Raw genomic sequence first — 18,961 nt, 5'->3', positions numbered from 1 at the left:
CTTTCAAAGTCAGTCAAAACCCCTTAAATCCAATGATTTAAGGGGTTTTTCTTTTTATTCAACTCCAAAATATTCAAGTTGTAGCAAAGGATATGATACCCCATAGGCTACCCATTTTCTTTTTTTATGTTTAGGGTCTCAAAATTCGATTTAGTTCATTAGTAATCAGTCAATTGATGTTTTATTTTTAACATTTATTATTTCTCAATAACTGCGTTTTTTAGTTGACAGTTCGGCTGCATTGAGACCATTTTAAATGTGCAGTTGGTCTGAACATTAAATTTTCGAAATATGAAACGAGCTACTACAACATTCGGGGTACTATTTTACCTAAAGAAACAAAAGACCTCCCTGCAGGGAAAGGCTCCCATCTGTGCCAGGGTTACAGTAAACGGAAAGCGGACCGAGATCTCAGTGAAACGTTCGCTGAATGTAAACGAGTGGAATGAAATGAAAGGCATGGCCAAGGGAAACCGTAAGGAAATCACTGAACTCAACCTGTTCCTTACACAATTCAAGGCAAAGATCATAAATACCTATCAGAATATGCTCCTCAATGATGAACCGATTGATGGGCCTACAATCCGTGATAAAGTAATGGGCACGGACCGCCTTGCCCCAACATTAGTGCTGTTGATGGAATATCATAATGAGCAGCAATTACATAAACTTGCTCCCGGAACCATGAAGAACTACCATACCACCCAGCGGTATGTAAAAAGTTTTCTCATGGAGAAGTTCAAGAGAACTGATATTTTCCTTTCACAGCTTAATTACAAGTTCATTTTGGAATTTGAACGCTTCCTTTTTAATTATATTCCCAAAGATCACCAGAAGCCAATTAACAACAACGGCATAATGAAGCATATTGAGAGGCTGCGCAAAATGATAAATATGGCTGTCAAGCTGGATTGGCTTGACAAAGACCCTTTTGCCAGCTTTAAGAAACGTTTCGATAAAGTAGAACGCGAGTCATTGAACAGCGAGGAGCTTGCTATATTGGCAGACAAAGAGCTGTCTATTGAACGCCTGAGGCATGTTCGGGATATGTTTCTTTTCAGCTGCTATACGGGTCTTTCGTATATTGAACTCGCTGAACTGACTCCAAACAAGATTGTCACAGGTATAGACGGCGGTCTATGGATATCTACAAGCAGGGCAAAGACAGACACGAGAGTACGCGTACCTTTACTGCCTGTAGCGACGGATTTGATGGAAAAATACCGTGATGATCCAAGGGCGCTGAATAACGGCACAGTATTCCCCGTAATTTCAAACCAGCGAATGAACGGATACCTAAAAGAAATCGCTGACGTTTGTGGGATTACGAAAACTTTGACATTTCATATAGCACGGCATACATTCGCAATGACAGTCACGTTCAATTAATTCATCAATACTCAGTTCCAGAATTTTCTTTATTAAGGAGAGGTCTTTTTCAAGAGGTCTTTTCATAGTTTAAAATTTATAAAATAGTAAGCGAATCGTCGGACTTTTTGTTAATTACTAAACCTTCCACTTATGAAATCTTGCTCTAAAAGTAAATGTATCCTCTCAATCTCGTCAATTATAGGAATGATTTTATATTCCAAATGCAAAATTGTGAATACTGCTTCGTTGAGAAAATAGCCGCGAAATATTTGCTTGGCCTCCATGTCAATTCTTGGACCAACATATATGGGAATAATGGTTCCCGCTGTGAATTCAGACAGATACAAGTCGAGTTTTTCGTCGAAGTGTTCGATGAAATTCCTTACCTGTTTATCCTTAAGGCAATTCTGCTCATGAATCTCATACGCTTCGCGTAACCTTTTTCCCCTGCCTTTATGGATCTTGGTTCTGCTAACCGGCCAGAAAAATTTAGAAATTAATGCAGCTTGGGTACAGATATTCTGGACTGCGTCAATAAGAATTTTTTCGTTTTCATAATCTCCTTCCTGAATTTGGTCTAAGACGGTTACCACTACATTTTTTTCAGAAAGAATTGTCCGGGTTATTGACAATAAACCTTCAATGTAGAAAATCTCATGCGGAAACCATATTTTACATTCTTCGCTCATTCGTAGGTTATTTTGAAAATGACTTAAAATTGTACGCCACCGATCTTCGCTTTGAAAAAACGAGTGGAAGTGATTTCCGCTAAGATAAAGTTTTTCGAAACGACAATATAAATTTGCGATTAGTCAAAAAAGATTTAGCGGATACTAGGCATGATTTTCTACTCTACATTTTATAAGTTTTTTTTCTTTTCAAAATCATTTACTATTTGCTCATATGTCATTTCTTTTAATAATATTCTATACTTTAAACATTTTATTGAAATCATTTACAATATTCTCTAGTGGAATTGCTGTTAATTTATTTTTTTGTTTATCAAATTCTCCATTAAAATTCCTTATTGCATAAACAGTTGGTTTATCAAGTTGTCTATAAAATACAATATTGTCATTTATAAATGAATGTTTGTAAGTGTTCGTAATATCATTCACATTCTTTAAAAAATCTTTATAATCAATAAAGAATCTCACATCATCAAATTTTCTCTCATTCCATTTACCCAATAGATTCCCAATAGATTCTATTTCAATTTTACTAGGATAATCACCTAAAACTTTTCTTTTTTCAACAATGTATAGCAAAGCTATAAGCTCATCAACTATCATTCTTAAATCTGACATAACATGTATAATTTCAATATAAGGTGCGATTTTAGTTTTCTTACTAGTTAAACCATTTCTCTCTTTGAAATTGACATTATAAATTTCTACTTTTTCGCATATTGAAACTAAAGTATCATTGAGATAATCTAATCTGCTGAATATAAATAAAAATTTACTACTTAAATTCCCCCAATTTTCAGAACCTGAAAACTCTGGAATATCATCTGCATAGATTTCTTTTGTTGAATCTCGATATATATCAAATTGAATCATATTAAAATATTAAAAGTTAATTAGACCTTTACGAAATTACTCAAAAGTTAATTTAGAAAAGTAAACCGCTGAATTTATTGCAAAAAGTACCTTAAACGTAAGCAATAGAGCCATCCGTTAATAATTGTTTGGCGAGATTGGAGTTTTAGGTTTAATGAAAAGTTCGTTTTGTACTTTGAAAATTCGTGTTTAACTTAAAAATCTAGCATCTTTATTCTTTAACCTCGCCATGCGACTGAACGTTTCCGGAATTTAAACATCTTACATTTTTGGCCTGCCAAGTTTTAATTCTTTTAGAAGTGCATATGCTATAGGTGCCTCCCGTTGTTTCTTTTTATCTAAATGTAATTCATTTTTAAACCCTAGACCAATCGAATATAGTTCATCAAAAAATTTATTCATATCGGGAGACATAATTACCGAGGCGAAGTGATTGCAATAGCTGAAAAAGACTTTTGGCTGCATAAGAAACAGCGCACCAAGATCCAGCTCATCGTAGCAAAATAATCTTCCATGCAGTTTTTCACGTGCAGTAAGATAGGTTACGAATTCCTGAAGATGATTTTGTTTTCGACTCAGCGTAATTAAAAATGTTTCCAAGTCATCGACGGCAATTGCCCAAGGATAATCATTATCATCTTCGACCTCAAGCAAGTGTGCCAAGTTACATTCTATCTGTCCAAACCTTTCCTGTGTTACAACAATTGAAAATACTTCATGAATCTTTCCAGGATATATTTTATCTATAATTTCTCCACGATGATTTTTTATATGAAAAGGTTGTCCAGCTAATACTAATTCTTCCATTTCTCTAGCCTGAAGATAACCTTTACCAATAGATCGTTTAAAATCATCTTTAATTCTGTCGAAGGCCTTTAATGGGTCTCTAAACGGAATACGGTATTTATTAGCTTTACATTCTATGATGAACGCATATTTATTAATTACTACAAGAAGGTCTTTCTCCTGTTTAGTTACGTAATAATTAGTATACACTTTAGCTTTTTTTCCAAAAAAGCTTTTAAAAAGGTCTGCTGTTTTGACTTCGAGGTAATTTTCCCTTTGGTCCAGTACCCTCCTCCCGTCACTGTCTATGGTTGAACAAAAATCAAATAGAAAATCATAAGTAGCATTTATCAACTGTTTAGAAAATATCATTACCAGATGATCCCCATCCATTAGCAATATTGGCTGTAAAAGATAAGGACAGCTATCGCTATAGTATAGGTAATTTACATTTTCTTCCCTTGTTAGCGTGAAAATGGCGAGTAGGGTTTTTATTTTATCTTCAGGTAAAAGCGACTTTACTCTTTCTATAGGAATTCCAAGGTTAAATATGCCGTTATCCGTAATTTCAAGTAAATCAGAAGCTTCTTGCCTTGTTAGATCTTCCGGGTAGTCGCGGGCCTTTAAGATTAAATCCCTTTGCTCATGAGTATGATCATAATATTTTTCGTAGCGCTCAGTTTCCAAATTACACAGCCCAATGTAAAAGTTAATAAAATCGTCAATTGTTAATCCATATTCTTCCACAATCAGAGATTCGAAATGGATAAATGTCTTACGAATTTTTTCAATATCCTGTTCTGTATACGTCAATGGAGCATTAAGATAAAAATTGAGGAAGGTACTATTGCTTATAAATAATTTTTCGGCATTTTCGCTGTTAAAGCCACTATTTTTATACTCTTCAGAAGTAATGGAGTACTGTTCTTCAATGTCGTTCAGCAGGTTAACTATCTTCGTATAGTCGTCGCTGTAAGCCTCAAAACGTTCGTTTCCCCCAAATCCAGTCCTGTGGTACAATGAAATTAAATATGTTAACTGCCGAATGGGAGATTTTAATTCAACTTTTAAAACACTATTGTTTCGATAGTGCATGTTTGTATAAAAGCTCCAATGCGCAATAAAAGTTTTATGTTCATATTTTCTAATTAAATTTTTTAGGTTAGTAGAAAGTGTGGTTACGTTATTTTGCATGAAGGCTTACCAGAAGTTTTAAGATGTTAAAATTAATTATTCTGCTTGAGAAAATTACACATTAAATATAGAATATAATAATAGAGTTGCTATTTGACTAGGGGATTTAGTTGTCATATGTAAAAATAAACAAATTAGAGATAGTTAATAATATCTTCTGAAATTTCTTATGGTATATTATACAGGTTAGGCTTCAAGGACAATTGCCTGGTTATTGCAACAATTGAAAACGAGGCTGTGGGTTTCTTTGCACCCACCAAAAAATATCCTGCTGTTACAATCGATTTAGCCGAAATCCATCCCCTTTTTAGAAAAAACAATATTGCAACAAGAACGTTATCGGCTGTTATTGACGACCTTAAAGACAAAACTTTTATACATTAGATTTAATGTGTGCTCCGGCTAGTTCCGAAAACATTTGGAGAAAGATGGGATTTACCGACATGCCAAAGCAAATGGATCCAAGTGAAAATAAGATGTTATGCCTGACTTTTGGGTTACATCTTCAACCCTCAATAATTCTCTCCGAGCATGAAACTCTTGAAATCTGGGACGATGAACCACATATAACGAAAGACAATCCTCCAAAATGGGTATATAATTTATCTTTCAAAAAAGGTACGAGAGAATTAGAAGAACCAGTGCTGTTGTATATCGATTATGATTGGCGTGTCAGGTGGATAGTGGGGAATAAAGCTATTAAAGACTGTAAACTTAAATATCTGTACAGGGATATGGAATTTGGCAATTGCCTATTTATCGATAAATGCCTGCACCGCCAGAAGTGCATTAATGATCACTTTCTGTAGGGCTCACTGTTTTTTTCGCCCATGCTTGCACCTGAATGTCTTAAGACATTCAGGTGCAAGCATGGCAGTAAGTGTAAGACTGAAGCGCTACGATCGCTTCAGTCAAAGGTAACGTTTTTATTTTAAAAAGTCAATACAAAACATATATCCGACGAGGGCAAAAATTACCCTCATATAATAAACGAGAGTAATTTTTCACTATATTTACTCTCGAATATAAATCAAGGGCGTTTAGCGCCCGTGTCAAAAAATGCCGTCATGAGCCAAAAAAAGAACTACAATCCCGAAATTCCATACAATGCCCTGCCATTACTGCCACCCGATACGGAAATAGAAAATACCATGATTCTAAAGAAGACCATCGCGGCAAGTCGGGCATTATCCGAACTGAAAGGAGCAATTACAAATTTGCCAAACCCAACACTTTTCATCGATACCATAAACCTTCAGGAAGCACAAGCGAGTTCAGCCATAGAAAATATAATTACAACACAGGACGAATTATTTAAGGCTTCCATTGCCGACAGGAAAAATGACAATCCGGCTACAAAAGAAGTAATGCATTACAAAGATGCGCTTTGGTATGGTGTCGGCCAGATAGACAATCGCCCGATTCTGACCACAAATCTATTTATAGCATTGATGCAGATCATTAAAGAAAACCAATCGGGCATCCGAAATGCTCCGGGAACACAGTTAAAAAACCCGGCTACAAATACGGTAGTTTATACGCCACCCGAAGGCGAAAATGTAATCCGGGAAAAATTAAAAAACCTCGAAGATTTTATTCATGCCGAAGATAACATAGATCCATTGGTCAAAATGGCAATCATCCATTATCAGTTTGAGGCGATACACCCATTTTTTGATGGCAATGGTCGTACAGGCAGGATAATACTCTTGCTATACCTGAAAATGACAGAACTAATGGATCTGCCTGCATTATACCTGAGTAACTATATCATCCAGCACAAAGACAAATACTACACCAATCTAAGGAAAGTAACAGAAGAAGGCAACTGGCAGGATTGGATTATGTACATGCTTGATATGGTCGAGCAAACCGCACTGAAAGGCCGGCATCAGATTGCCGAAATCGAAACGTTAATGGCAGAAATGGGAAAAGACATTCAGCAAAAGCTGCCAAAAATATATTCAAAGGATCTGATGGAAGAATTGTTCCGGCTGCCTTATACAAAAAGAAATCAGTTGGAAAAGGCAGGACTTGGAAATTTAAAAACGGTCGGAAATTATCTAAAGGAACTCGAAAGTGAAGGCTTTTTAAAAAGTGAACAGGTGGGCAAAGAAAAACTGTATTTGAATTTTAAGCTGTTACAGGTTTTGAAGGTGAAATAACAGCATTTTCAAAAACTGGAAAAGAATTGTTTAAATTATGGAAAACACCGAACTATCCGAGCACTTAATAAAAACCAATCCGTTCGCAGCATTAGAAAAATTATTTCTATTTATCCAAAAGAACCCAGGTGCAGAAAAAATATCTTTCAATTCATTAGAAAAAGATATGCACTACACCATTCGCTATTGGAGTCGGAAGAAAACCGTTGACTTGCACAAAACAAATCAGCTTACAGGAGAGCACACAACAATTTTCGAAATTTCAACTTTTAAGTTGCTTCGGTTAATGATGAATTTTGGTATGGTGCAGGAATACCTCACAAAAGAAATATGGTTAAACCATAAAATTAATCCCGGAAAACTTAAAAGAAACAATTGCTGGCTGACGGATCTTGACAATAAAAATGAAATGTATAAGGATAGTGTAAAGATCAATAAAACGAGAATGAGGCTAAAAAAAGGGCTTAACATTTTGGATATGGCGAAAAACATAGAATTCCTTTCACCCGATATTTTAAAAGACCAAAACGAGGGTGTCTTTATGGTTTTCAAATACAAAGGCGGTAATCTGATATATCAGGGATTAGTATATAAATTTACCGTGTTAAAAGGAAACTATTTTTTAACCAAGCAAGATTATAACCTCACTTCAAAACTTTCAATGATTGCAATTTACAATCTCACCGCACAAATTACATTTGATAAAAAAGAAGAGGTTCTGGCAGCTTTAAAAACAATCCTTTCCAAAAAATATAAATATCTTAGATGGGTTGAAAATAAATAATCGACCGAACAGAAATTATCTAATTATGTGTCAAAGATCTTTCCTCTAACCATTAAAAAAATACAAATGTTCAATAATATAGAAGAGTATCACTTTTTTAGAAACACAAACTCAATTACTAAAAAACAATTATTTATCGAGTAAAATTTCAAAAATGCGGGAAAATCCTGATGAGAAACAAGCCAGCACTAAGATTACCGTAAGGATCAATGAAGCTTATGCGTTGATTATGAGTCATAGAAAAGCGTCCAGTCCTCATTTTAGTTTTTCATAGGAAATTATTAGGTTACTTCTTTCTTGTGGGTTTCGGGCCGCCCTTCTGAAAATAGTTGTCAATGTCTTGTGAAGTCTTATTTAGTTTGTAGGTGCTTACTTTTTTAAGGGCTTTTTTATCTACCAATTCGTCATTATCTAAGAAATAACCGAGAAAATCAATCTCATCATCTACGTTAATATGAGGATTATTATAGAGTGGTAGGCGTTTTTCCAAGTACTCGATAAAATCATTTTCATTCTCGATAATTTCAGAAAATATAATTAGGTCAAATAGACTACAAGTCCAAGCAAATTCAACATCTTTCTCTACTACCCCTAGCATTTTGAGTTCATGCATATTTGCAATGTAGCCAGAAAGATGCTCTAACGTGATGGTGATTCTGAACAGTTTTTTGCTTTTGTCTATTTTTACCGAATTTCCTTTACCGTCATAAAAATCTGGCGAAGCAGTATTGTAAATATACTTGTACGCACGGTGGCTCTGATATGCACCATAGCCAACAGTGTCAGCAAGTTGTCCTGTAAGGCTTTTTAATGCTCCGCGTTTCGATGGTGCAGACAAACCGCCGGCTTTCATTTCTATTATGTAGTTGGCATTATCAGATACGAGCAAAAGATCGAGTTCTGTTTCTATTTTATTGCCGGCTGCATCTAGTTCGCCTGGCTTGTATTTCAGGTTCAAATATGACTTTGAGTTTGGGATAAAGGCGCTAAATAAATCAGCAGTCTTATTCTCCAGATAATTATCTCTCGATTTACTAAACTTATTACCTAAAAAGTTTTGTTCGTAGTAAACTTTATCAGCATCAAGTATTAATTTCTCTGCAATTGAAAATAGATTTCTTGTCAAAAGATTGAAGGCAAATAGGTAGTACGCACCGTTAAATAACATTACAGGCTTCAAATTTGACAGACTATCATTTAGCGGTAAGCCCGGGAATTTAGGATTCAAAAATTCTGAATTATCACCAAATTCAATCGCTAGTGCTTCAATTACTTTTTGATGCACTGGTTTTCTCGCACGAACTTTATAAAGTTCCATAAATTCAGAGATATCATCAATTCTACGCCCACCACTTTCGCCTGCGTCATCAGCCATATCAGGATTATCTTTTAGAAAATCTAGCAAGGGTTGTCGATCATCCGCTCGGAAAGAATGTACGCCTTTCGTTTTCTGCCATTGTTCAAACCTCTCAAAAGACTTCCAATGTGGCATTCCGTTTGGTAATACCGTTCTACAATAAAATGAATCTTCAAATTGAATTATCGCTTCGAGCAAATCGCTCGCGGTAAATCCGTAATGTTTTTGGAACATCGCATCATGACCGGAGAATAATTCTCCAAAGGTTTGGTAAATATGTTGCATATATCCGTCACCACGCATATACAATGATTCCAAAATGGTTTTAAATCTCAAATGACTTTCCAATTCAGAATACTTAGCATCCACAAACTCAGTCATCACGTACTGATTGTACAATTGTCTTGTCGCGAAAAGTAAATCAATTAGCTCATTGAGGATTTCAGATGTCACACTTTTTGTTCCATTTCCAGTTATTGCTGTGGCAAAACTCAATCCGTATTCAATCATTAACTCGGAAGCGCCGTCATCCTCAGGGCTGTCGTGCTTTTCAAATAAATTGTACCCAAGCCCACCGAGCAATTGAAAATTATCGTATTCAGAAAAAATTTCGACGATTTGGACAATTGAATCATTAACCGATTGTAGTATCTGAGGTCGGTGTTTTTTGATTTCATCAAGAAGTTGTTGCTGTTGTTCTGGAGTTCTATTTGTTCGTATAAAAACATTTTTACCTTGCCTATACACTTTAGTCCCGCTAGCACTGAACTCTTCGTAATTTGAATTGCTTTTTCCTTTTTGTTGTGGCTTTTTCTTTTTCTTTCCTTTTCTACCTCGGCTTAACGGCATAACAATTTGTTTTTATCTTGAACAACAATTAAATATTTTGAAATTTTAAAAGGTATTTTTACTTTCTTCTGATAAATAGCATACTATATAAGGATAAACAACTAGATGACACTTTAAGAAAATAAATAGCAGATATAGTAATACTTGAATCTTGAGGACAAGAAAATTCAGGTTCTTTAGTATATAAAGCTGTTACAAATATGTAAAAGAAAACCAATATACCTGAACATACACTTTGTTTTTTATTTATTGTATTTCATCTTGATTACTCGTTATTTTTGAGCATTGGCAATAGGAACAAATAAACACAATGCGTATTTAGTTTATAACCAACGCTTAGTATTACAAAAATACAAATTAAATCCTTTGCTATTAATTTGTATTACGCCAAATCCTGCCTTCCAGAGCCAAACCCTGCCACCCCGACAAAAAGCAGAACAGCAATGTTCTGCTTTTTTCTTTTGAAGCCTCCCCTGTATATTTTGTGTATTTTCTCTACAGTATTTCGAAATCAAGATATTATGGAATCAGACTAACAATTCATGACAGATTAAAAAAGCATAATTCGGAATAGCTTCGAATAATTCTTTCATCAAACCTGACCTTAATATACCGATTACAAATTTTGATGTTCTTCTGTTTTAATGATCGTTGGCCTTACGATAACACGCATTGACTGGTCTTTACTAAAAAAGGCAATGGTCCAGTTTAGCAGTGTCTTGATCTTATTCCTTACATTGATCAATGAAATGAGGTGTACAAATAACCATGCTACAAAAGCAATAAAACCTTTAAAAAACAACTTTGGTTTAGGTATTTCAGCAACAGCCTTACTCCGTCCGATTATCGCCATAGTACCTTTGTCGTGATAGGCAAAAGGGGTCAGTTTCTTGTTTTGCTGTAGGGCAATAAAATTCTTGGCAAGCTTTTTTCCCTGCTGTATAGCTACCTGAGCCAGCTGCGGATGGCCTTTGTCAAATTTCTTATCAGTAGTCTGCAGGCAGGTATCGCCGATGGCATATATATTTTGCAGGCCTGTAACCTGGTTAAATTCATTAACGAGTAATCGTTTCCCCCTGCCATAGCTTTCTTCAGGTAAGCCCTCAAAGGTTTTGGCAGCTACACCGGCTGTCCATATCAGGAGTTTGGTTGGTATAGTAGTGCCATCGGCAAAAAATACCGTGTCGTCTACATAATCCTTAACCTGTTTGCCCAGCATTACCTTTACACCCATTTTTACAAGAGTATCATGTGTATACTGCTGAGACTTTTTGCTCATGGGGCCCAGTACAACATCTATGGCATCTACAAGGTAAATAGTTACCTGCTGTGATGCAAGTTCTGGATATTCCTTACTTAACACATTCTTTTTGATTTCAGACAACATTCCTGCTAATTCAACACCGGTTGGTCCTCCTCCGGCAATAACTATCGTTGTTAGTTTGGCTCTTTCCTCCGGATCTTCAATGCGTGTAGCAAGTTCTGCTTTAAGCAGGATAGTATTACGAAGGTTTACGGCATCGTCTATGGTTTTCATAGGAATACCATTTTTTCTGATGTTTTCAATACCAAAATAATTGCTTTCTGTTCCTGTGGCTATAACAAGCTCATCATACTGAAGCTGGCCGTTATCAAGTATAATACGTTTGTCTTCGGGAATGATTTTTTCAAGTGAACCCATCCTGAAGCTTATATTTTTCTTGCCTGCAAAGAGTTTCCTGAATGGGTAAGTAATGTTAGAAACTTCTATAAAACCTGTAGCAACCTGGTACAGCAGCGGCGGAAAAAAATTGTAGTTATTTTTATCAACTAGTGTTACATGTATGCCTTCTTTATTGGCTAATTTCTCTGCAAGATTTACACCTGCAAACCCACCACCAATTATAACGATCTTTTTTGTCATGGTAATTTTAAATTAAATTAGTACAGTAAACCTATAGCAGACTGCACCTCTATAAAATTAGAGATACATTCCGCTAAATAGTATTAATGAACTGTTATATTAAATTATGTATTGTTAACTCGGCAGTAACGATACTTCCTGCTATTACTTATTATGATTTGTTTATAAAAATGTAATTAACTCGGGCACTTTTTTATTTATAAATAGGGATATTACTTACATTTACGGCGTTCAATATTTTGTAATATTTTGCTTAACAAACCAGTTAAATGAAACACCTTTTAACCTTACTGTTCGTTACATTTTCGTTAAACGCACAAGACCTACAGCCATCAGCAATGCTGCTGCAAAAAGGGCACATAGTTAAATCAACATCAAACGGAAAAATATACCAGTTGTATGTGTCACTTCCTGTTGGGTACGACGCTGATGATTTTGCGAAATATCCTGTTTTATATGTCCTTGATGCATATTATAGCTATCCTTTACTATATTCTATGCATAAATTACTAGATAATAGCGGTGATATAGAAAGAATAATTATTGTTGCCGTAGGTGACGAAGATCAGTCTAATCAGCAATGGCTAATTAGCAGGACACTGGATTATACGCCATCTAGTGATTCTTTTGCAGATACAGATATTGCACGTGGGGCTGGCTTAGATATCTTTGCAATCAAGTCTGGCGGGGCAAGGGCATTTTTGAAAACAATCCGCGAGGATATTATGCCATTTATTGAAAAGGCATACAGAACTACTGCCGACAGGGGTATTGCAGGACACTCACTAGGCGGCTTGTTCGCTGGTTATTGCCTTTTAAATGAACCTGATCTTTTTACCAGATTCGGGATGAGCAGTCCCTCTTTTTTATGGGATAGAGGAGAGATTATAAATTCATTAAAATTTGCACGCATTGATTCCAAGGCTAAAATTTTCATTTCAGAGGGAAGCCTTGAACCCAAAGTAATGTCTCCCTTCATAAAATCTTTCATAGACGGAATAAAGGATAAAAATCTTTCATTAACATACCATCTTTTTGAAAACGAAACACACGCGTCGGTAATGGCAGCCTCAATGAGCCGAATGCTTAGGGTTTTGTATAGTGCAAAATAAATTTACGATATACCGTAAGTTGTACTTATTGTTTCTTAGATTAAGGTGTTGACTATTAGTTTTTTATGTTTCAGGTTTTAAAATTGTTTATCTTAGAGTACGATTATCATCTATCTAAAATTTATTAATCTTAAAACTTAAAAAATGAGCACAATTACAGTAAAAGACGGAACAGAAATTTATTACAAAGACTGGGGAACAGGGCAGCCTATTGTTTTTCACCATGGGTGGCCACTATCTGCCGATGACTGGGATGCACAAATGATGTTTTTCCTTAAACAGGGATACAGGGTTATTGCGCACGACAGAAGGGGACACGGACGCTCAGGACAAAGTTCTGAAGGCAACGATATGGAAACTTACGCCCAGGATGTAGCTGAACTGACGGCTGCGCTTGACTTAAAAGATGCTATTCACATAGGGCACTCTACAGGTGGGGGAGAAGCTATACGTTATGCTGCTAAATACGGAAAAGGGCGTGTTGCAAAGGCGATCCTTATTAGCGCTGTACCGCCGATTATGGTACAAAGCGAAAGCAACCCTGAAGGTGTGCCATTGTCAATATTTGATGAGATACGCAAGGGAACAGGTTTTACAAGGGCACAGTATTTTTATGATTTCCCAATAGCATTTTATGGCTGGAACCGCGAAGGCGCAAAAGTACAGGAAGGTATTAAGCACAATTGGTGGCGCCAGGGGATGATGGGCTCTGTATTGGCTCATTACGAAGGTATAAAAGCATTCTCTGAGTCTGATTTCAGGGAAGATCTTAAGAGCGTAGATATCCCTGTACTTGTAATGCATGGCGAAGATGACCAGATTGTACCGTATAACCAGGCTCCAAAATCGGCAGCACTATTAAAGAACGGAAAACTAATTTCGTATCCGGGCTTCCCTCACGGAATGCCTACTACCGAAGCTGAAACGATAAATAAAGATATCCTTGAGTTTATAAAATCGTAATTGGTTTATAACCCAAATATACCAAAGCTGTCAATGTATTATTGGCAGCTTTTTTCATTGTATACAAACTCAGATTGTATAACTTCGTTTGAAAAATATAATATGCGCTACTTGGTGCAAACATAAAAATAGAAGTGAAAGCATTTGAAAATGATAATTGCATAAAAGCAATACGATTGTTTAACCTGCCTGATGGCAGCTGTACTTTTGAGTATGGAAGAATTCCGAATATGACTACCATTGAGTCGGCAGGTTTTTTTGCACAGACCCACGTAGATGAGTATGAAAAGGTACCGCATCCTGCACCAAGGAGGCAGTATGTTGTTACTTTAAAGGGCAGACTTGAGTTTAAGGTTACCAGTGGCGAAACATTTATAATTGAACCTGGTATTATACTTATTGCAGAAGATATGATAGGAGCAGGGCATACCTGGAATTTATTAGATGGTGACAAGTGGGAGCGCCTTTATATTATCCTGAACGGAAATGGCCATTTTATAAAGGACTGATTATAATAAATAACAAAGCGGGCAGTTCATAGAGAGCTGCCCGCTTTGTTTGTATAATGGATATGTTGATTACATTTCTTTCTTAAAGATGGTTGCGCTGTCGGCAAATTTAGAAATCTCGACTTTAGGATTTCCAAAAAGCTGTACCTGGGCTTTGCCCGATGCGCCAATGTTTGCAGTTTCTGTTGCATTAACATTACAGGTAGTATAGCTTTCGGCTACAAGCTGAAGATTTTTAACGGTAAACTTTTTGCCTGTAAATGTTGCATTATTATCTACCCGTATCTTGGCATTGGCAGCATCGCCCTCAATTATCGCTGTTGTTTTTTGGTACAGGTCTATCTTTGCAGATACTCCGGCGGCGATAAGTGCTTTTAGCTGCGAACTCTTGCTAAGCTCTATTGTTGCATTTTCGCCCTGAAAATTCAGTTCGGCAGAGGTCTTGTCATTCATGATCAAGGTAAAATTCGTCGACTTTACATTAAGGTATGATTTAGAATAATCAAGCGTTTTTATGGTTATGTTTTCCAGCTGAAGATCTGTAAGCGAGTTAAGTACAGCCTCATTTTTAGTGGTAATAGATTTAAGATTGTCTGTATATGTAACGCGTACACTTAGTTTTTTTGCGCCGCTAAGGTCTTTATCAGTATATAGCCTAAGTGTACCACCGTTTATATCTGTCTTTATGGCTTCGTGCAGGTTATCGTCGGCTTCTATCTCAAGGCTCTGGGTTCCCCCTTTGGCTAAAAATATCTCAATGTTGTCTTCAACTTCAAGATTTTCAAAACTTTCAACTTCTTTTTGGGTAACGGTTACGATTTTGCTGCCTTTAAGCTTTTCTTTTTTCTGGGCAAATGTGGTAGCAGAAAAAGATAGTGCCAGTAGCAGCAGGAGAACTTTTTTCATTGTGTAGATGCATTATTGGTTAAGGCAAATATATAAAAAACACCGGCAGGCTGTCGGTGTTTTTGTAATATGATGGTTAAAATTATTCTGCTGCGTGGTGGTCGTAACTCAGGACGCGCGCCATTTTCCAATAACCATCTTTAAGTATCCATAAATGGGTAAATTTTGCTGTGCCGGTTTTTTTCTCAATACCATTTTTTACGATATAAAAATCGTGGTCACCGGTAAGTAGGGCTCCATATCCTCCCATAGTATAAACTTTAAATGAATCTTTAACGGCTTTTCGCAGCACTTTGCCATTAAGATTATTACAGATATATTTGTTGGTGCTGTCAATAAATTTAGCAACTCCTGTAGTATATCCGCCTTTGTCATGATAGAATTCTAAGTCATCTGTAAAGTAAGTTTTAAATTTTTCCAGATTGCAGGAGTTGTAGTGCTCAAACGCATCATTATCCATCTGCATTATTTTTGCAGTCAGGGCAGCTTCTGTTGCAGGATAAATTTCCTTTTGAGCCCGGACAGCAACTGTTGCAAAAAGCGTAGCAAATAAAAGTAAAGTCTTCATAAATTATCCTATAAAAAAGCCTCCTTACGGAGGCTGATTAATTATTGTATTTTTGAGATGTTTCCTCCTGAATTTGCATTTTGCTTTAATTGCTCCGGAGTCGTAACATAATTTATATTAGCGCCACTTGTGGCCTCTGCCGTAAGATTCCTTACCGGGTTTACGGTGGCATTGGCACCGCTTGAAGCTTCAGCGCGAACATTTTCTGCTTTAAGCTTAATTGCATCAACAGTCGCTCCGTTTGAGGCATGGAACTCATAATTTTGAGTGGTTCCGCTGAGCTCAGTGTGTGCACCTCCCGAGCTATCAGACTTCACATTCCTGCAATCCAGAGAGGCTTTACAAAAGCTTCCTCCGCTTGACTGGATTTCAATACTGTCTTCTTTCAGAGTACCATTAGAAGATACAGTTGCCCCGCCAGCAGATTCTAAACGTTTTATTTGTGGCATAACAACAGTGATACGCTTTGCCTTTGCATGGCCTATGTTTGTATCGGCTGTAATTTCAAGAGTTGTCCCTTTAAGTTCAGTTTTAATATGTTCCTGAAGGTTTGTATCGGCTTCCACCGTTACAGAAACCTGATGCCCCTGCTCAATAACTACCTCAAGCCCTTTGCCTGCAGATACTGCTGTGAAATTACCTGTTACATTGCGATCCTGGGTGATTACATTACCATCTCCGTCCAGCGAGTTAAGGTCGAAACCGCAGGAAGAGAACAGTAACGCCGCCATAACAGCAACTACTGCTTTTGCTAAATGAACAATAACTTTTACCATACCTTTTGTATTTAATTATTTCTTTTTGATTTTGCCCTTACGTGCAGCGAGTCAACATTCACGTGGATGTCTACATTATCATCGTTTATATGTATCTCTCCTTTGCCACCTGCATTGATCCTTACATGCTCGTGTTCCGGAGCGGGAGGTGGTGGTGGGATCTCATCTCCATTCTCGCCAAATTCGGCACCTTCGCCATCTACCGGGCAGGTAAGACATTTTACATTATCTTCGGTAACCATGTAAGTGTATGATGAATCATCCCACCACAGGTTAAAGAAATCATCGTCAGACCTGTCATATTTCTGTACGTTCTCATCACACTTAAATACTGTATTTTCCGGTAGGTAAAGATAAACCTCTACACTCTGATTACGGTATTTGTTATTAAGGTCAGTCAGGAGATAATTATCTAAAGTCAGGATGTTGTTTTCAAACTTAAATCCGTATTTTATTTTTTCAGCCCTTTCCCTTGCTTCAGATGACGATTTGCCATTAGCAAGTTTTTCTATCTGAAGAAATGGTTTTTTCTCGTCAGTCTTGAGTATGTAAAGCGAAATGTTGTTTGAATAGATAACATCATTGCCTAACGAGTCCTGCCTAAACTTAAAGTCGTCGTTATAATCGATGGATTTGTCAAAGTAATTATTATACCTGAATTTTATTTCAAGCATCTCACTATCGGTAACGTTCAATGTTGTTTTAGAAACTATCTTTCCTTCAGCGCTTATCTCTGCTGCCTGGTTTACGCTGATATATATAACGCTGATGGCAGATATGAGCCATATTGCTAAAAGCGTGTAGCGGGTAACATTTCCTATGGGTTTAAGGTTATCTACTAATATTTTAAGGCCTAAAAGGAAAAGGATGAAAAGCGGAATGGCTACTACAAAGAATACTGCCACACCCATAAGCGGTACAGATGTTTCTGTATAATTGAATCCGCCCAGCCAAGGGTACCACATTGAATTTTTAAACGATGACGTAAATAACAGTGAAATAAAGAAGACTACTGCTACGCCCAGCATTATAGCCGATGTTACAGCTATAAACGCACCTACTACTTTAGCGATTACCGTGAAGATTGCCGAAAATACCGTGCCAATACCGCTGCCTAGTTTTTCGGCACCATACTTTGCGTTTGCGCCCAGTTTGTCATAATCAACACTTTGTAGTTTACCTGCAATCTGGTCAATTTCTTCTTTTACCTTTTTTTCAATATTGGAGATATTTATAGGCTCTCCCGTCATTTCAAGTTTCTCTGTAGTGCTTACCGCTTTAGGAATAAGTACCCATAAAAGCAGGTATATGAATGTACTTGAACCAAAAGACACAAACAATGACAAGATAAACACTATCCTTATCCATAAGGGATCGATCCTGAAGTAGTGCGAAAGTCCGGCGCATACGCCGCCTATCATGCCCTTTTCGCCATCCCTGTAAAATTTCTTTGTCCTTGGGTAGCTGTAATCAGGAATGCCTGTATTGTAAGTATCTTTAAATTTTTGCTCTCCTGTAGTATCTTCATCTATCTTGTAGTCTTCGGGCTGGCCCATTACAGCAATGATATCTTCTACTTCTTTAGTCCCTACTACCTGCTTGTCGCTTTTCAGCTTTTCAGACAGTAATTCTGCTATCCGGCCTTCAATATCGCTCATGATTTCATCTTTCGTATCGGGAGACAGTGAACGCCTTATAGCGTCAAAGTAGCGATTTAGCTTTTGGTAGGCATCTTCATCTATATGAAAATAGAACCCTCCTAAATTTATACTAACTGTTTTGTTCATGGCTATGCTTTTTGACTGGTTATTATGTTTACTGCGTCGGACAGTTCGGTCCAGGTAACGTTAAGTTCTTTTAAAAATTCTCTTCCTTCATCGGTAAGGCCGTAATATTTTCGCGGCGGCCCCGATGTTGATTCTTCCCAGCGGTAGCTGAGCAGTCCATCGTTTTTTAGTCTTGTAAGGAGTGGGTAAACCGTACCCTCCACCACAAGCAGCTTCGCGTTTTTCAGCGTGTCCAGTATTTCTGATGTGTAAGCGTCTTTGCCTTTTAATACGCACAGTATACAGAATTCCAGAACGCCCTTACGCATCTGGGCCTTTGTGTTCTCAATATTCATTAGCTTTCATGTTTTTCGTTCATTTCTTTTTTTG

General features: G+C 36.9%; 17 protein-coding genes. 7 read left to right on the top strand and 10 right to left on the bottom strand.

Annotation, left to right across the window (positions count from 1 at the left end; genetic code table 11):
- Window positions 1-291 precede the first annotated feature (291 nt).
- Entirely contained in the window at window positions 292-1,389 is a 1,098-nt protein-coding gene (locus R1T16_RS15620; protein WP_317502058.1) for a site-specific integrase, read from the top strand.
- A 110-nt stretch (window positions 1,390-1,499) separates the two neighbouring features.
- On the opposite strand, the gene R1T16_RS15615 is transcribed toward R1T16_RS15620, so the two are convergent.
- From R1T16_RS15615 to R1T16_RS15605, 3 genes are all read right to left on the bottom strand, one after another.
- Window positions 1,500-2,060: a hypothetical protein gene (locus tag R1T16_RS15615; protein ID WP_317502057.1), complete on the bottom strand. Its 561-nt coding sequence runs from the start codon at window positions 2,058-2,060 to the stop codon at window positions 1,500-1,502.
- A 237-nt stretch (window positions 2,061-2,297) separates the two neighbouring features.
- Window positions 2,298-2,933, bottom strand: a complete 636-nt coding sequence (locus R1T16_RS15610; protein WP_317502056.1) for a hypothetical protein — start codon at window positions 2,931-2,933, stop codon at window positions 2,298-2,300.
- A 261-nt stretch (window positions 2,934-3,194) separates the two neighbouring features.
- Window positions 3,195-4,913 (bottom strand): hypothetical protein, encoded by a 1,719-nt coding sequence (locus R1T16_RS15605; protein ID WP_317502055.1) that lies wholly within the window; start codon window positions 4,911-4,913, stop codon window positions 3,195-3,197.
- 428 nt (window positions 4,914-5,341) lie between these two features.
- On the opposite strand from R1T16_RS15605, the gene R1T16_RS15600 reads away from it, so the two are divergent.
- The 3 genes from R1T16_RS15600 to R1T16_RS15590 all read left to right on the top strand — a co-directional run bounded on the left by R1T16_RS15600 (window position 5,342) and on the right by R1T16_RS15590 (window position 7,862).
- Window positions 5,342-5,722: a hypothetical protein gene (locus tag R1T16_RS15600; RefSeq protein WP_317502054.1), complete on the top strand. Its 381-nt coding sequence runs from the start codon at window positions 5,342-5,344 to the stop codon at window positions 5,720-5,722.
- A gap of 258 nt (window positions 5,723-5,980) precedes the next feature.
- Window positions 5,981-7,078: a Fic family protein gene (locus R1T16_RS15595; protein ID WP_135525450.1), complete on the top strand. Its 1,098-nt coding sequence runs from the start codon at window positions 5,981-5,983 to the stop codon at window positions 7,076-7,078.
- Between the two features lie 37 nt (window positions 7,079-7,115).
- Window positions 7,116-7,862, top strand: a complete 747-nt coding sequence (locus R1T16_RS15590) for a hypothetical protein (protein WP_317502053.1) — start codon at window positions 7,116-7,118, stop codon at window positions 7,860-7,862.
- A gap of 286 nt (window positions 7,863-8,148) precedes the next feature.
- On the opposite strand, the gene R1T16_RS15585 is transcribed toward R1T16_RS15590, so the two are convergent.
- Together R1T16_RS15585 and R1T16_RS15580 are read right to left on the bottom strand one after the other, a co-directional pair.
- Window positions 8,149-10,068, bottom strand: coding sequence for a hypothetical protein (locus R1T16_RS15585; protein ID WP_317502052.1), 1,920 nt, complete (start codon window positions 10,066-10,068; stop codon window positions 8,149-8,151).
- Between the two features lie 616 nt (window positions 10,069-10,684).
- Entirely contained in the window at window positions 10,685-11,971 is a 1,287-nt protein-coding gene (locus R1T16_RS15580; RefSeq protein WP_317502051.1) for an NAD(P)/FAD-dependent oxidoreductase, read from the bottom strand.
- A 269-nt stretch (window positions 11,972-12,240) separates the two neighbouring features.
- On the opposite strand from R1T16_RS15580, the gene R1T16_RS15575 reads away from it, so the two are divergent.
- From R1T16_RS15575 to R1T16_RS15565, 3 genes are all read left to right on the top strand, one after another.
- A complete protein-coding gene (locus R1T16_RS15575) occupies window positions 12,241-13,083 on the top strand; it encodes an alpha/beta hydrolase (RefSeq protein WP_317502050.1) in 843 nt (280 codons plus the stop codon).
- Window positions 13,084-13,227: 144 nt separating this feature from the next.
- The gene (locus tag R1T16_RS15570) at window positions 13,228-14,046 is read left to right on the top strand and encodes an alpha/beta hydrolase (RefSeq protein WP_317502049.1); all 819 of its coding nucleotides are present in this window, start codon (window positions 13,228-13,230) and stop codon (window positions 14,044-14,046) included.
- A gap of 134 nt (window positions 14,047-14,180) precedes the next feature.
- Window positions 14,181-14,555 carry a hypothetical protein gene (locus R1T16_RS15565; protein WP_317502048.1) on the top strand — a complete coding sequence of 125 codons (375 nt, stop codon included), beginning with the start codon at window positions 14,181-14,183 and terminating at the stop codon, window positions 14,553-14,555.
- Window positions 14,556-14,624: 69 nt separating this feature from the next.
- On the opposite strand, the gene R1T16_RS15560 is transcribed toward R1T16_RS15565, so the two are convergent.
- The 5 genes from R1T16_RS15560 to R1T16_RS15540 form a co-directional block, all read right to left on the bottom strand.
- Complete coding sequence (locus R1T16_RS15560; protein ID WP_317502047.1) at window positions 14,625-15,461, bottom strand: GIN domain-containing protein; 837 nt, start codon at window positions 15,459-15,461, stop codon at window positions 14,625-14,627.
- An 82-nt stretch (window positions 15,462-15,543) separates the two neighbouring features.
- Complete coding sequence (locus R1T16_RS15555) at window positions 15,544-16,029, bottom strand: nuclear transport factor 2 family protein (protein ID WP_317502046.1); 486 nt, start codon at window positions 16,027-16,029, stop codon at window positions 15,544-15,546.
- Window positions 16,030-16,070: 41 nt separating this feature from the next.
- The gene (locus R1T16_RS15550; protein WP_317502045.1) at window positions 16,071-16,805 is read right to left on the bottom strand and encodes a head GIN domain-containing protein; all 735 of its coding nucleotides are present in this window, start codon (window positions 16,803-16,805) and stop codon (window positions 16,071-16,073) included.
- Window positions 16,806-16,816: 11 nt separating this feature from the next.
- Window positions 16,817-18,592, bottom strand: a complete 1,776-nt coding sequence (locus R1T16_RS15545) for a PspC domain-containing protein (protein WP_317502044.1) — start codon at window positions 18,590-18,592, stop codon at window positions 16,817-16,819.
- 2 nt (window positions 18,593-18,594) lie between these two features.
- Window positions 18,595-18,927 carry a PadR family transcriptional regulator gene (locus tag R1T16_RS15540; protein ID WP_317502043.1) on the bottom strand — a complete coding sequence of 111 codons (333 nt, stop codon included), beginning with the start codon at window positions 18,925-18,927 and terminating at the stop codon, window positions 18,595-18,597.
- Window positions 18,928-18,961 lie beyond the last annotated feature (34 nt).

It is taken from the genome of Flavobacterium sp. DG1-102-2 (genome assembly GCF_033042555.1).
In the GTDB taxonomy this organism is placed as follows: domain Bacteria; phylum Bacteroidota; class Bacteroidia; order Flavobacteriales; family Flavobacteriaceae; genus Flavobacterium.
The sequence above is the reverse complement of the archived record's forward strand: the minus strand, read 5'-3'. Positions and strand labels throughout refer to the sequence as shown.